15 protein-coding genes are annotated in these 14356 nt (G+C 64.6%); 6 read left to right on the top strand and 9 right to left on the bottom strand.

Features of this window, described 5'->3' with window-relative positions:
• Positions 1-8 precede the first annotated feature (8 nt).
• Both Lysil_RS09925 and Lysil_RS09920 read right to left on the bottom strand, forming a co-directional pair.
• Positions 9-821 (bottom strand): RsiV family protein, encoded by an 813-nt coding sequence (locus Lysil_RS09925; RefSeq protein ID WP_103075434.1) that lies wholly within the window; start codon positions 819-821, stop codon positions 9-11.
• A 1-nt stretch (position 822) separates the two neighbouring features.
• Positions 823-1095, bottom strand: coding sequence for a GNAT family N-acetyltransferase (locus tag Lysil_RS09920; protein WP_103075433.1), 273 nt, complete (start codon positions 1093-1095; stop codon positions 823-825).
• Between the two features lie 190 nt (positions 1096-1285).
• On the opposite strand from Lysil_RS09920, the gene Lysil_RS09915 reads away from it, so the two are divergent.
• The 3 genes from Lysil_RS09915 to Lysil_RS09905 are packed head-to-tail and all read left to right on the top strand — an operon-like array spanning position 1286 to position 3961.
• The gene (locus tag Lysil_RS09915) at positions 1286-3055 is read left to right on the top strand and encodes a M14 family metallopeptidase (RefSeq protein WP_103075432.1); all 1770 of its coding nucleotides are present in this window, start codon (positions 1286-1288) and stop codon (positions 3053-3055) included.
• A 22-nt stretch (positions 3056-3077) separates the two neighbouring features.
• Positions 3078-3566: a guanyl-specific ribonuclease gene (locus Lysil_RS09910; protein ID WP_103075431.1), complete on the top strand. Its 489-nt coding sequence runs from the start codon at positions 3078-3080 to the stop codon at positions 3564-3566.
• The gene (locus Lysil_RS09905) at positions 3563-3961 is read left to right on the top strand and encodes a barstar family protein (protein ID WP_103075430.1); all 399 of its coding nucleotides are present in this window, start codon (positions 3563-3565) and stop codon (positions 3959-3961) included. The genes Lysil_RS09910 and Lysil_RS09905 overlap by 4 nt, the downstream gene beginning before the upstream one ends.
• A gap of 15 nt (positions 3962-3976) precedes the next feature.
• Here the strand turns inward: Lysil_RS09905 and Lysil_RS09900 are convergent, their stop codons facing one another.
• Positions 3977-5536, bottom strand: coding sequence for a protein adenylyltransferase SelO (locus Lysil_RS09900; RefSeq protein WP_103075429.1), 1560 nt, complete (start codon positions 5534-5536; stop codon positions 3977-3979).
• 143 nt (positions 5537-5679) lie between these two features.
• Between Lysil_RS09900 and Lysil_RS09895 the strand changes: the two genes are divergently transcribed.
• Complete coding sequence (locus Lysil_RS09895) at positions 5680-7512, top strand: DEAD/DEAH box helicase (protein ID WP_103075428.1); 1833 nt, start codon at positions 5680-5682, stop codon at positions 7510-7512.
• Between the two features lie 12 nt (positions 7513-7524).
• On the opposite strand, the gene Lysil_RS09890 is transcribed toward Lysil_RS09895, so the two are convergent.
• From Lysil_RS09890 to Lysil_RS09875, 4 genes are read right to left on the bottom strand one after another with little or no spacing between them, the layout of a single operon-like run.
• A complete protein-coding gene (locus Lysil_RS09890; RefSeq protein WP_103075427.1) occupies positions 7525-7722 on the bottom strand; it encodes a hypothetical protein in 198 nt (65 codons plus the stop codon).
• On the bottom strand, positions 7719-8477 hold the full coding sequence (locus tag Lysil_RS09885; RefSeq protein WP_103075426.1) for a sulfurtransferase: 759 nt from the start codon (positions 8475-8477) through the stop codon (positions 7719-7721). The genes Lysil_RS09890 and Lysil_RS09885 overlap by 4 nt, the downstream gene beginning before the upstream one ends.
• A gap of 27 nt (positions 8478-8504) precedes the next feature.
• Entirely contained in the window at positions 8505-8867 is a 363-nt protein-coding gene (locus Lysil_RS09880; RefSeq protein ID WP_205756929.1) for a DMT family protein, read from the bottom strand.
• Entirely contained in the window at positions 8864-10534 is a 1671-nt protein-coding gene (locus Lysil_RS09875) for a M1 family metallopeptidase (protein WP_165782463.1), read from the bottom strand. Before Lysil_RS09875 ends, Lysil_RS09880 begins: the two co-directional genes overlap by 4 nt.
• A gap of 176 nt (positions 10535-10710) precedes the next feature.
• On the opposite strand from Lysil_RS09875, the gene Lysil_RS09870 reads away from it, so the two are divergent.
• Both Lysil_RS09870 and Lysil_RS09865 read left to right on the top strand, forming a co-directional pair.
• Entirely contained in the window at positions 10711-11148 is a 438-nt protein-coding gene (locus tag Lysil_RS09870) for a response regulator (protein WP_103075424.1), read from the top strand.
• 10 nt (positions 11149-11158) lie between these two features.
• Complete coding sequence (locus Lysil_RS09865) at positions 11159-11524, top strand: DNA-binding transcriptional response regulator (protein WP_165782462.1); 366 nt, start codon at positions 11159-11161, stop codon at positions 11522-11524.
• 7 nt (positions 11525-11531) lie between these two features.
• On the opposite strand, the gene Lysil_RS09860 is transcribed toward Lysil_RS09865, so the two are convergent.
• Complete coding sequence (locus Lysil_RS09860; RefSeq protein WP_103075422.1) at positions 11532-12443, bottom strand: M48 family metallopeptidase; 912 nt, start codon at positions 12441-12443, stop codon at positions 11532-11534.
• Between the two features lie 20 nt (positions 12444-12463).
• Positions 12464-14305: a formylglycine-generating enzyme family protein gene (locus Lysil_RS09855; protein ID WP_165782461.1), complete on the bottom strand. Its 1842-nt coding sequence runs from the start codon at positions 14303-14305 to the stop codon at positions 12464-12466.
• Between the last annotated feature and the right edge of the window lie 51 nt (positions 14306-14356).

The following is a 14356-nucleotide window of genomic DNA, read 5'->3' as shown; positions in this document are numbered from 1 at the left end:
GTGGCCAGCTACTGGAACAGGGTGCGATAACGCGGCGCAAGGTACGGCAGCAAGACCGACGCCGGCACATCGGCGCGCTGGATGCCGTCGGAATACCCGGCGACTTGGTACGGCGGGAACACGAAGGTCAGGCCGATCAGCTTGCCCTGCGCATCGATCATCGGTTCGAACTCGCTGAACTCGCTGGCGGCGGGTTCGGTGCCGGATTCCACGATCGGACCCATCAGCTTCAAGGCCTTGTCGACCTCCTCCGGTGTCTGCTTGTCGTCTTCCAGGCGCGCGCGGATCTGTCCCATCAAGGTCTCGCGCACACTGGCCGAGACCGCAGCCCAACCGGCGGGACCGGCAAGCAGATCCTGCGAACGGATCAGGTTTCCAGCCTGCGTGTCCCACACGAAACGCCGGATCAGCGGATCGCCTTGCGCGCCGCCGGTATACAGGCTGCCGTCGGCGGCAATCGCGATCAACCCGCGCGCTGGCGGCGCGATCTGGCGGAATTCGAGGCTCATGTCATAGGGGACGCCGGCATCGCCGGCCTTGTGTGGCTTTGCCGCATCAACCAGGCGCTTGCGGGATGCATCGGCATACGCCTTGATTTCCTGCGCCAATCCCGCCGGCAACGACGCACCCTTGGGATAGGTGATGCCCAGCAGATACACCGGCGTGTGTTCGACCTGATCCTGCAGCGTCACCGGCGCAACGGCAGCCGGCGGCGGCGTGGTTCCATTGGCCGGTTGCGCATCATGCTTGCCGCAACCCGCGAGCGCGACGACGACCAGCAGTGCAATCCCATGTTTCGCGCGAGTGTGGCCTGCGCTCATGTCAGGCCCACGATGCAGCATCAGGATGCCGGCGCATCCAGGCCTCGGCATAGGAACAGGCCGGATGCACTTTCAATCCTTCGGCGCCTGCGTATTCGACGGCCGCCTTGACCAGATCGCCGGCGATGCCGCGTCCACCGATGGCCGGGGGCACGATGGTGTGGTCGATCGACAACACATCGCCATGCCGCGAATATTCGACATATCCCTCATGACCGTCGACGGAAGTGACGAATCTCCGGATCTCCGGCACGTGATGGATCGTGATTGCCATTGCACAGCCCGCCATGTTGCGTTTGAGTGGAACCCCCGCGGCGGTGCCCTGTCGCCACGCGCATATTGTGCGGGAGCACGCCCGTGACTTGTGTGAGCGCGGCGTGAAATCAACCCGATCCAAAGACTTCGAACCCCGCGCCACCACGCCGCGCTAACATCGGCGCGATCCGACCGCGAAGACTCCCGCCATGCGCCGTGTTGTCCTGCCCTCCCTGCTGTTGAGCGCCGCTTTGCCCGTTGCCGCGCTTGCTGCCAATGATCTCTCCACCGTGTCGGAACGCAGCGGCTTTCAGCGCACCGGCCGCTACGACGAAGTGATCGCGTTGTGCCGCGATTTCCAGACGAAATACCCCAAATCGGTACGCTGCTTCGATTTCGGCACCACACCGGAAGGACGACCGATGAAGGCGTTGGCGGTGTCGACGTCGGGCGCACTGACGCCCGCGGCCGCGCGCGCGAAAGGCCTGCCGGTGGTGCTGGCGCAGGGTGGCATCCACGCTGGTGAAATCGATGGCAAGGACGCCGGGTTTCTTGCGATTCGCGAGATGCTGCAAGGCAAGGCCGCCAAGGGTGCGCTCGATCATGCCGTGTTGCTGTTCGTCCCGGTCTTCAACATCGACGGCCACGAGAATTTCCGCGCGTGGAACCGCCCCAACCAGCGCGGCCCGGAGGAAATGGGCTTCCGCGTCACCGCGCAACGCTACAACCTCAACCGCGATTACATGAAGGCCGATGCGCCGGAAATGCAGGCGATGCTGCGTCTCGTCAACGCCTGGGATCCGCTGGTGGAGATCGACCTGCACGTCACCGACGGCGCCAAGTTCCAGCACGATGTCTCGATCACCGGCGAACCGGTGAATTCCGGCGACATGGAATTGCGCAAGGTCGGGCGCGCGGTGAAGGACGGCCTGCTGGAACGATTGGCCACGCAGGGTTCGAAACCGGTCGGCTTCTATCCCTCCTTCGTGAACGATGACGATCCGCAATCCGGTTTCATCGAAGGCCCCTCGACGCCGCGCTTCTCCAATGGCTATTACCCGCTGCGCAACCGCGTCGGCATCCTGCTGGAGACGCATTCCTGGCGCACCTATCCGGAACGCGTGCGCATCACCCGCAACGGCATCGTCGATGTGGTCGAACTCACCGCCGCCCATGGCAGGGAGTGGTTGTCTGCCGCGCATGCCGCCGACCAGCGCGCGCGCAAACTCGGTGGCACGCCGGTGGCGTTGAGCTACCGCAACACCGACGACGTACGCACGATCGATTTCAAGGGTTATGCCTATCAACGGCGGAAGTCCGACATTTCCGGCGGCACGATGACCGAATACGACGAATCGAAGCCGCAGGTCTGGCACATCCCGCTCAAGGATCATGTCGTTGCCGATGTCGAAGTCGTCGCCCCGCGCGGCGGCTATCTGGTGCCAGCGGCGTGGGCGTCGATCGTCGAGCCGAAACTGAAGGCGCACGGCATCGAATATCGCCGCATCGCGCGCGCCATGCCCAACGCTGCGGTGGAGAGCTTCCGCGCCGACACGGCCAAGTTCTCGGCGAATTCATTCGAGGGACACCAGCCGGTGACACTGGCCGGACATTGGTCGCCGGATCATCGCGACCTGGTGGCGGGCGCGCTGTTCGTGCCCATCGCGCAGGCGAAGTCGCGCCTGCTGATGGGACTGCTGGAACCGCAGGCACCCGACGCGCTGGCCGGCTGGGGCGACATGAACAACGCGTTCGAATCCAAGGAATACATGGAGGCCTACGTGACCGAACAGGAAGCGCGCAAGATGCTGGCGCGCGATCCGGCACTGAAGCAGGAATTCGAGCAGCGCTTGAAGAATGACGCCGATTTCGCCAAGTCACCGCAGGCGCGCCTTGATTTCTTCTATCGTCGCCATCCCGCTTACGATCCGGCATTGCGGTTGTACCCGGTGTTCCGTAGCGACACGGTTCCGCACTGATTCATCGACGAATGGAGGCGACATGAACAGCTCACCGAACAATTCGCGCCCGCTGTGGCCGTGGCTGGCGATCATCGCGCTGCTGTTCTTTGCCATCCATTGGCATCGCACGCATGGCAGCACGCCCGCAGTCGCCGCGCCACAAACAACGGCGGAACTTCCCGGTCGTACCACCGCCGACGCGCATCCGCTGCCGCCGCTGTCGGGTCGCCCCGCTCGCGACGCAGGCAGGACCAACACATCATTGCCGCCGGAAGCGCACGACACATTGCGACTGATCCAGAGTGGCGGTCCGTTCCCCTACCGCCAGGACGGCGTGGTCTTCGGCAACCGCGAGGGCCAGCTGCCCGACCGGCCCAACGGCTACTACCACGAGTACACCGTGGTGACCCCCGGCGCACCGACGCGCGGCACCCGCCGCATCATCACCGGTGGCACGCCGCCGCAAGACTGGTACTACACGGACGACCATTACCGCAGCTTCCGCCACATCGAGCCGAACTCGCCATGAGCCTGCATGCCCCGCTGTTTCCGGTCGATCTGGCCGTGCGCATCGACGCCGATGAGTTGTCGCGCCTGCGCGACGATCTCGAACGCAACGGGCTGGCCCGCATGGACGTCGTATTGAAGGGTTGCCATGACAAGGCAGCGTTGATGGCGCGCATGGCGGAAGCGATCCACTACCCCGATCCCGCGCAATTCAGCGACAACTGGGATGCACTCACGGATGCCTTGCGGGATCTCGGCTGGTGGCCGGCCGAAGGTTATGCGCTGGTGATCGATGCCCGCGGATTTTCCGACAACGCACACGCTCCGTTGATCCCCACCCTCATCAGCGTGCTGCGCGATGCGCGCGGCTTCTGGCAGGCGCAGGACACCGCCTTCGTGCCGTTCTGGCTGGATTAGCCGCTCGCGCCCAGTTCAGGAGCTGCACGACAGCATCGAACAACCGGCGCGATGGCGCGCCCATTCCGGGCGTTTTCCCGCGAATTCCTCGCGCCCGGGCTGGTCGTCATAGGGACGGCGCATCACTTCGAGCAGGGTGTGGATGCCGGATGGATCGCCCGCCTGCGCTTGTTCGATCGCGCGTTGCGTCAGCCAGTTGCGCAGGATGTATTTTGGGTTGGCCGCGCGCATCCGCTCGCGTCGCACCGTCGCATCCAGTGGATCATCAGCGAGGCGTTGGCGATAACGCTGCAGCCACGCATCCAATGCATCTGTCGATGCAATGCGCTTGGCATCATCGTAAAACGCATCGGCGAAGGTCTCGACCGTCAACGCGGCGGCGTCGTGGTCGGACAGCGTGCGGAACATGATCGTCATGTCGGCTTCCGCGGCATGCATCCACGCCTGCAGGTCGATCATCAATTGCAGATCGCTGTCTCGGCATTCGGCCAATCCGAGCTTGCCGGCGATCGTGGCGCGTTCGGCTTCGTCATGGGTCGCCGCGAATGCATCGAGCCCAGCTTGCAACGGCGCCGCGTCAGCGAACAACGGCGACAGCGCGCGCGCCAGTTGCACCAGGTTCCAGTACACCACCCGCGGTTGCCAGCTGTAGCGATAACGGCGGCCCTGCGCATCGGTGGTATTGGGGGTGAAATCGGGATCGTAGTCGTCGACCCAGCCGTAGGGACCGTAATCGATGGTCAGCCCGAGGATCGACATGTTGTCGGTATTGAGCACGCCATGCACGAAACCCGTGCGCATCCAGCCCGCCACCATCAGCGCGCTGCGTCGGCATATCTCGGCGAACCACTCGCCGTAACGCTGTTCGCGGCTGCCCTGCAAATGCGGGAAATGGCGATCGATGCAGAAATCCGCGAGCCGTCGCAGCAAGTCGATATCACCGCGCGCGGCCGGCAATTCGAAATGCCCGAAACGCAGGAACGATGGCGCGACCCGGCACACCACCGCGCCGGGTTCGAGCTGCGGATGGCCGTCATAGAACATGTCGCGCAGCACGTCATCGCCGGTCGTGACCAGGCTCAGCGCACGCGTGGTCGGAATGCCGAGATGATGCATCGCCTCGCTGCACAGGAATTCGCGGACGGATGATCGCAGCACCGCGCGGCCATCGGCGTGGCGCGAATACGGGGTCTTCCCGGCGCCCTTGAGTTGCAATTCCCAAGGCTGACGATCGCGCCCGGCGATCGTCCCCAGCGTGATCGCACGACCGTCACCGAGCTGTCCGGCCCATTGCCCGAACTGGTGGCCGCCGTAATTGGTGGCATACGGGCGCATGCCCTCGAGCAAACGGTTGCCGGCGAAGAGTTCGGCGAACCCCGGGCTGGCGATCGCTTCATCGTCGAAACCCAGCATCGCTGCCATCTCGCGCGAATATGCCACCAGCTTCGGCGCAAGCACCGGCGTCGGCATCACCTCCGACCACAGGGCGCCACGCACCTCGCGCACGGCATTGCCGCGGTCGGGGTCACCGGGCAACGCACGCAGGAATGTGTCGTCCAAACGCAGATTCGTCATCAGGTCACGCCGAATACCGTATATTCCATCCAAGGAAATTGGGGATGCCACTCCCCTCGCGCAAGTGCACCTCCGGTCATCAGTCGGCGCCACGCGTACAATATGCGCCCCCATTCCCCGGCGCCCCACGCCCAGAGAGAGCCATGAGCGCCGAACCCGCATCTGCCCCGAAATTCACCGACCTCGGCCTGCCCGAGACCCTGCTCCACGCCCTCAAGGACATCGGCTACGAGACCCCCTCGCCGATCCAGGCCGCAACGATTCCGCCGCTGCTGGCGGGCCGCGACGTGCTCGGAACCGCGCAAACCGGCACCGGCAAGACCGCCGCCTTCGCGCTGCCGGCGCTGTCCCAGCTGGATGCGAAAGCGAGCAAGCCGCAGGTCCTGGTGCTGGCGCCGACCCGCGAGCTGGCGATCCAGGTCGCCGAGGCCTTCCAGAAATACGCGCACCACATACCCGGTTTCCAGGTGTTGCCGATCTATGGCGGCCAGAGCTACCAGCCACAGCTCGCGGCATTGAAGCGCGGCGTGCACGTGGTGGTGGGAACGCCGGGTCGCGTGATCGACCATCTCGAACGCGGCTCGCTCGACCTGTCGCAACTGCGTTGCCTGGTGCTGGACGAAGCCGACGAAATGCTGCGGATGGGCTTCATCGACGATGTCGAGTCGGTGTTGAAGCAGACGCCGCCGACGCGCCAGGTCGCGCTGTTCTCGGCGACGATGCCGGCGCAGATCAAGCGCATCGCCCAGACCTATCTCAAGGATCCGGTCGAGATCGCCATCAAGTCGCAGACCTCCACGGCCGAGAACATCCGCCAGCGCTTCTGGATGGTCAGCGGTACCAACAAGCTCGACGCGCTGACCCGCATCCTCGAAGCCGAACCCTTCGACGGGATGATCGTGTTCGCGCGGACCAAGATCGCCACCGATGAACTGGCCGAAAAGTTGTCCGCACGCGGATTCCGTGCGGCGGCGATCAATGGCGACGTCGAACAGAAGATGCGCGAACGCACCATCCAGCGCCTCAAGGACGGCCAGATCGACGTGCTGGTCGCCACCGACGTGGCCGCGCGCGGCCTCGACGTGGACCGCATCAGCCACGTGGTGAACTACGACATTCCCTACGACACCGAAAGCTACGTGCATCGCATTGGCCGCACCGGTCGTGCTGGACGCAAGGGCGAAGCAATCCTGTTCGTGGCGCCGCGCGAACGCGGCATGCTCGGCGCGATCGAACGCGCGACCCGCCAGAAGATCGAACCGATGCAACTGCCGAGCGTGGCGACCGTCAACGAGCGCCGCGTCGAGCGCTTCTTCGATCGCGTCCAGAAGGAACTGGAAAACACCGGCCTCGGCACCTTCCGCGACCTGCTCGAAAAATTCGAGAACGAGCGCAACGTGCCGATGGCCGATATCGCCGCCGCGCTGGCCAACCTGGTGCAGGGCAAGACGCCATTGCTGCTCGATGCACGCGATATCCCGGACGCGGCGCCACACAAGTTCGAACCGCGTGGCGAGCGTCCGCAACGTGGCGATCGCCCCGAACGTGGAGAACGTTTCGAACGCAGTGAACGGCCGGAACGCGCGCCGCGCGAACGCCAGCCGCATACGCCTTCCAGCGATGCCGGCATGTTGACCTACCGCATCGAGGTCGGCCATTCCCATAACATCAAGCCGGGCAACATCGTCGGTGCGATCGCCAACGAAGCCGAACTGGATGCGCGCCACATCGGCCGCGTCGACATCCGCGACGACTATTCGCTGGTCGACCTGCCGGAAGGCATGCCGGCGGACCTGCTCGCTCATCTCAAGAAGGTGCGCGTGGGTGGCCAGCAACTGCAGATGCGTCCGGCCGGCGATGAAGACCTCCATGCGCCGATGAAGCGCCGTCCGCCGGCGCGCCCGGGTTTCAAGAAGGATGGCGGCAAGCCGCCGTCATTCGCGCCGCGCGGCAAGCCACGCTTCCCGCGCGGATAAGCGGACTTTCGGTCAATGCATCCCCGCATCTGCGGGGATGTAGGCATGCAGATCGGGGAACGGCAGGCCGAATGCCTGCGCGAACAACCAGTACGCCACCAGTGCCATGGCGATGTAGAGGGCGAGCTTCGCCACGAAGCCGACGACCTTCAGCGCCAGCCACACCAGCACGATCAGGATGACGATGCCGACCACCATCGCCGTCGTCATGCTGCCATCTCCACCGCTGCATCGCGCAGTGGCTTGAGCGCGGGGTCGAGCGCGACGCGTTCATCGAAGACGAAGCAGCGACCGTCATAGCCTTCGCCGCCGACTTCGTCGAAATAACGGAGGATGCCGCCTTCGAGCTGGAATACGTGGTCGATGCCGGCCGATTCCAGCCACGGCGCCGCTTTCTCGCAACGCACGCCCCCGGTGCAGAAACTGACCACGGTGGCATCGGTGAGTTGCCCGCGGATCGTGTCGACCGCGACGGGCAGATCATTGAAGTTGTCGATCGGCAGGGTCAGCGCACCACTGAAACTGCCGTATGCGACCTCCTCGCGGTTGCGGGTATCGAGCATCACCACCTTGCGGCCATCATCGTCGTGGCCATCACGCAGCCAGCGCGCGAGATCGACAGGTTCGACCGCAGGTGCACGCTGCACACCGACTCCGGCGGCGCGTCCGGCGAACGCGATGATCTCCTGCTTGCGCTTGATCTTCAGTTTCGCGAACGGCACATGCGCACTCCAGCTGCGCTTGGCCTCGATGGCGGCGAAGCGCGCGTCTTCCTGCAACGTGGCGAGGAAGCCTTCGATGTTGGCGACACCCCCCGCAAGGAACAGGTTGATCCCTTCGGGCGCGACCAGCACGGTGCCGCGCAGGTCGTTGTCCCGCGCCAGCGCGCCGATCTGCGCGACAACGGCATCGACATCGGCGATGGCGACGAAACGGTAGGCGGCGATGTTGAGCACGGCGTCCATGCGGGCGATTTTAGCGCGAGCCGCCCTTCAACCCTGCTTGCCCGCGAATGTGAACGCCACCGCCGCCAGCACGCAGGCGAAAGCCGCGGCATGATTCCAGCGCAGACGTTCGCCGAAGGCCAGCCACGCAAAGACCACGAACACCAGCAGCGTGATGCATTCCTGGAGGATCTTCAGCTGCATCACGCTCATTACGCCGGAGCCGATGCGGTTGCCCGGCACCTGGAAACAGTATTCGAAGAACGCCAGTCCCCAACTGGCGAGGATGACGATCCACAGCGGGCTGCCCTTGAACTTCAGGTGCCCGTACCACGCCATATTCATGAAGACGTTGGAGACGGTCAGCAGCGCGAGGAAGCGCAGCACCGCGGATGATCCCAATACGTTCATTGTTTGCCCTTGTTCTTGTCGGCGGCAGCCTTGGCGCGCGTCGCGGCATCAGCCTTCCACGCAGTGATTTCCGGCGCATCGCGCAGCACCAGGTTGTCGGGATCGATGGTATAGCTCTGGCCGGCGGCGATCGCGACTTCGCCATGTCCACCCGTCATCGCCAGGCGCAGCTTGCGCTCGCCAACGCGCACCTCCACCGGTAGCGGGAACGGACGATCGCCATCGGTGATCCAGCGCAGCTTCAACTTGCCGACACTGCGCTGGACATCAAGTCGCGGCATCACTGCGCTGCGCAGATAGACGTCGAAGAACCAGTTCCAGTCCCTGCCGGTGACCTTGTTCACCGCATCGACGTAATCGCGCGTGGTGGCGTAACGCGGCTTGAAGTTGCCAGGCTTGGGGTCGAGGCGTCCGTATACCAGCAGGCGCATCGTTTCGCGGAAGGCACGATCGCCGATCTGGTGACGCAGCGTATGCAGGATCCACGCGCCCTTGTAGTAGACATCGGTGCCGGGATCGATCGCGTCCGATTCCGGCGTGCCATTCGGGCGACTGTGGCCGGCGACCATCGGGTGCTTGCCGGCGATCAAGCCACGCTGGCGCAGCATCTCGGCGTCGTAATACATGCGTCCGCGCAACCATTCCAGATACAACGGCTGCATGTACATCGCGAAGCCTTCGTGCAACCAGAAATCGTCGAAGTCGGCATTGGTCATCTGGTTGCCGAACCATTCGTGGGCAAACTCGTGCTGCATCAGCCAGTCGTAGCCGTTGATGTCCTTCTTGTAGTCGTTGCCATAGGCGTTGATGGTCTGGTGTTCCATGCCGAGGTGCGGCGTTTCCACCACGCCGACCTTGTCGTCGCTCCACGGATAGGGACCGATCGCTTCCTCGAAGAAATCCAGCATGGTCGGCAGTTCGGCATACAAGCCTTCGGCCTTGGCGCGATTGCCGCGCAGGTAGTAGAAATCCATCGGCATGACGTTGCCATAGCGACTGCGATAGTCGTTGTGCAGCAATTCGTAGGGGCCGATGTTCAACGCGATGGCATAGGTATCGGGCTGGCGCGCCGACCAGTTCCACGTCCACGTCTTGTCGTTCTTGTCGACGCCGAGCAAGCGTCCGTTACTCGCAGCAGTGAGTCCCGCCGGCACCGTGACATGCTGGATCACCCGTTGTGGTTTTCCCATCGGATGATCGATGCACGGCCACAACAGATCGCAGCCCTCGCCTTCCACGGCGGTCGCCACCCACGGCTCGCCGGTGGGCGCGGTCGCCCAGACGATGCCGCCGTCCCACGGCGCGCGCTTCGCCACCAAGGGCTTGCCGTTATAGCTCACATGCACCTTGAACGTTGCACCGGTCGCCACCGCCTTCGGCAACGCGAATTCGATGCGCCCTTCATTGTTCGGACGATCCTTCGCCGCCAACGCAACACCATCGACATCGAACGCCGAGATCGCATAACGCGGATCGAACTCCAGCGCGAAACGCGACAGCGGCGACTTCGCACGGAAGGTCAATACGGCATCGCCATTCAGCGATTTCGCGGCAGGATCAACCACGAAGCCAAGCTCCGCCTGCTCGAACACCACGGCTTGTTGTTCCGGACTCATCCCGAGCCCCGAGGTCATGGTGTGGTCGGCGGCCGCGGCGGCGGCACTCATGAATATGAGGGACACCAACAGCAAGGGCATGCCCATCGATCGGCTGAGAATCATGAACGCATCACACGCGGGGAATTCCATTCATGGTAACGGAGGCATCGGCGAAGCGGCGATCTTCGCCTCACCTTCGCATCGCCTGCGGATAATCGGGGCACGTCCCGTCACAGGATCGAATCATGGACCCGGTTCGCGCCATTCTCCTGGCCGAAGATACCGATGCCGACGCCGAAATGACCATCGGCGCGCTGCAGGAAGCACACATCGCCAATCCCGTGATCCACGTCCGCGACGGTGTCGAGGCGCTCGACTACCTGCATCGCAGCGGTCGTTTCGACCACCGCGCCGCCGGTGATCCCGCGCTGGTGCTGCTCGACATCAACATGCCGCGCATGGATGGTCTCGAAGTGCTGCAGAGCTTGCGTGCCGAAGACGGGTTTCGCAACCTGCCGATCGTGATCCTGTCGTCGTCGCAGGAGGAAGTCGAACTGGCGCGCCACCGCGGTCTCGGCGCAAATGCCTACGTGGTCAAGCCGCACGATCTCGACCGCTATTTCGATACAGTCGCCACCATCGGCAAGCTCTGGGGTACGCTCGACCGCACATCCGACAACTGACCTTCCCCGAATGATGCGCATCCTCCTGGTCGAGGACATGGACAGCGATGCCGAACTGATCCGGCTGGAATTGCTGGGCGAATGGCCGTCGTTGCAATTCGACTGGGCCAACAGTCGTCACACGCTGGCACTGGCGCTGAAGAACCCACCTGCCGATCTGGCACTGATCGACTCGCGCCTGCCGGGCCTGCACGGCTCGGAAACCTTCCAACTCATCGCTGGCGCGTGGCCTGGCGTACCACTGGTGTTCTGCGTCGGCTCGCCCGATCTCGATCCGCTGCTGCAAGAGGTGGTGCCGCGCGCAGCGGCGCTGGTCGACAAGAACCGACTGGAAACGCTGGTGCCGACGCTGCGACGACTGGCAACGTCGCGCTGATCGCGCCTTACTGCGTCGAAACGCTGGCGCCACCGTTGTTGCCGCCGCAGAACGCTGCGCGATACTGCATCGCCTTCGGCATCAACCGTTGCAGGTCGGCGATGCGCGTGCCCGCGCTCGGGTGGGTGGATGCGTATTCCGGCGGAGCGTGCCCTTGCTCGCCCTGCGCCATGCGCTGCCACAGCGGGATTGCCTGCTGCGGATCGAAACAAGCCGCCGCCGCCAGCATCAGGCCCATTTCGTCCGCCTGGGTCTCCTGCTTGCGCGCATACGGCAATTGCGAAGTGACGCCATAGGCCGAAAACACCGCGTTCTGCAGGTTGGGATCAACGCCACTGACGGCAGCGGCTGTCGACGCCAGCTTCTCCAGGTTCTCCCGCGTCATGCGTTGCGCACCATGGCGCAACAGCGCGTGGGTGATCTCGTGGCCGAGCACCACCGCGATCGCATCGGCGTTCTGTGCCACCGGGATCAGGCCGGTGTAGACCGCGATCTTGCCGCCGGGCAGGCAGAACGCGTTCACTTCATCCGACTTCAGCAGGTTGACATCCCAACTGAAGCCTTGCTCGACATGTTGCGAGGTGCCGCCGTGTTCCTTCGCCAACTGGTCTTCCACCGCGGGAATCACCTTGATCAGACGCTCCGCCACCTGGCGCACCTGCTGTGCAAGCTGCGAGTTGGGATCGACCGGTTGTTCCTTCTGCATCACTTCCTGATAGGCCTGCAGGCCCATCGCCGATTCCTGCTGCGGGGTGATGCTGGCGTCGATGTGGACCTTCTCGCCGGTCTCGGGCTGGATCTGCGCCGAGGAGAACCATTTGTATGCGCCATACAGCGCGATCAACAGCACGATGATCAGTCGCGGGCTGAATCCGAATCCGCGTCGCTGCGGATACTGGCTGTCGGGATCGTTCTGCATGGATGGTTCTCCTGGAATCCTCAAAGATCACGCGCCACGCGGAAGCCGGTGCGCGCATTGGTGGTATCGCCGGTCTGGGCGACGCGCCATGCGGAGCGTACCTGATCCGGCGCCCCCGCCCATGATCCACCCCGCACCACGCGACTGCGGCAACCCGGGTTGAACCACGCCACGCCATCGGACGGCGCGCGATGATACCCCTGGTGCCAGCAATCGGCGACCCACTCGCTGACATTGCCGGCAAGGTCGTGAAGACCGAATGCATTCGCGGCATCACGCCCGACCGGTGCCGGGCCCCAGTATCCGTCCCCGTAATCACGGAAGGCATTGGCCCAGTGATGCCCGCTCGGCGAGACGTCGCGTGCGCCGGTGAGGTTGCCCGCGCCCACTGGCGGCGCACCATCGCCCCATGGGTACCGCCCTTCCCCGCCGGCACGCAAGGCGTATTCGAACTCGGCTTCGGTCGGCAGATGGTAGGCACGTCCGGTCTGCGTGCGCAGCCATTCGACATAGGCTTCGGCATCGCGCACATCCAGATGCAACACCGGCAAGTCGCCACGCGCGGGTTGCCCGGCGTAATCGTCGCGCCAACTCACGCCGCTGCGGCGGGCGAAATTGCCGCTGCGTTCGTCGTAGACGATGGAATTGCCGCGGCGATCGGCGCGCGTGAGATAGCCCGTGGCGACGACGAAGCGCGCGTAATCGGCCACCGTCACTTCGGTCGCACCCAACGCGAAGCCGCGCGCGAACGTCACCAGGTGCGAGGGCGACTCCGCCTTGCTCGGCCCCGGTTCGCGTGGATCGGCGCCCATCATGAACTGTCCTGCCGGCACCACCCGCATCGGCGGTGCGGCACCGCCGGCGCGCAACGACTCGCTGAATTGCTGGCCCGGCACGAACTGCCCGTATTGCGTCGCAAGGGCAATACGACGCGCGAGATCGGCCACCGATCCATCATCCGTCACCGCGATCCGGCGCATTTCCAGCAGCAGCGCGCGCGCGGCATCGAGCGCACCGCGTTGCGACGGATCCTGCAGATGGATGCGCGCGTCCCCGTACATCGATTGCACCTGGCCGATGCGTTGCCGTTCGATGCGTCGCCAAGCCGCTGCGACCACGCGCGGGTCGGCAGTGACCGCCTGCGCATGTTGCATCCATCTCAGCACGCCGGCGTAATCACGAGCATCGGCGGCGACCTGCGCCTGCGCGATCATCGCGTCCTGCGTGCGTTGCAAGCCGGCGATCGCGCGCGCATCGCCAGGCCGGCTGCGCAACACTTCGCCGAAGTCGATGCGCGCACCGACGCCGGTTTCACCCAATCGTCCATCCTCCAGATCGCGCTGCCCGAGCAGCAGCAAGGCATCGAGTCCGTCGGACGCATCGAGCCTGCCCAGGTAATGCTGGACATCGGAATCGTTGGCGTTCGCGACCCGCAAGACGGCGGCGATCCGGTGTGCTTCGGCGGCGGCGCCCGGCCAGTCGGCGGCATTGTCGCGGATCGCGGCATCGCCACGCGCGATCAACTGGCGAAGCACGCGCTGGCGCAATTCCAGCGCCGTGGTGTTGGCGGGATCGATCCGCAATACCGCGAACAGCAGCGGCAGCGTCGAATCGGCATCCTGATAGAGATGTCCGCGTTGCAGCTGACGTTGCGCGTCGCGCAGGGCAACCGGCACGCCATTCGCATCGACCTGCGCGAGCGGCGGCGTCCAGTTCAAGCCGTAACGTGAATGTTCATCCGCGCCGATGGTGACGATGCCGCGCCGCAATGCCTCGGCGGAATCCGCATCAGGCGACGACGGGCCGCGCGTACAGGCAGCCAGCGCCGCCACGACCAGCAGCGCCATCGACCGTCCCGTCATGCCCTTCATCCGCCGCATTCGCGCCTCGTGCCGCATTTCGGCTATTGTCGC

This window comes from Solilutibacter silvestris, assembly GCF_002895945.1.
In the GTDB taxonomy this organism is placed as follows: domain Bacteria; phylum Pseudomonadota; class Gammaproteobacteria; order Xanthomonadales; family Xanthomonadaceae; genus Solilutibacter; species Solilutibacter silvestris.
This window is presented reverse-complemented; position numbering and strand designations above follow the sequence as displayed.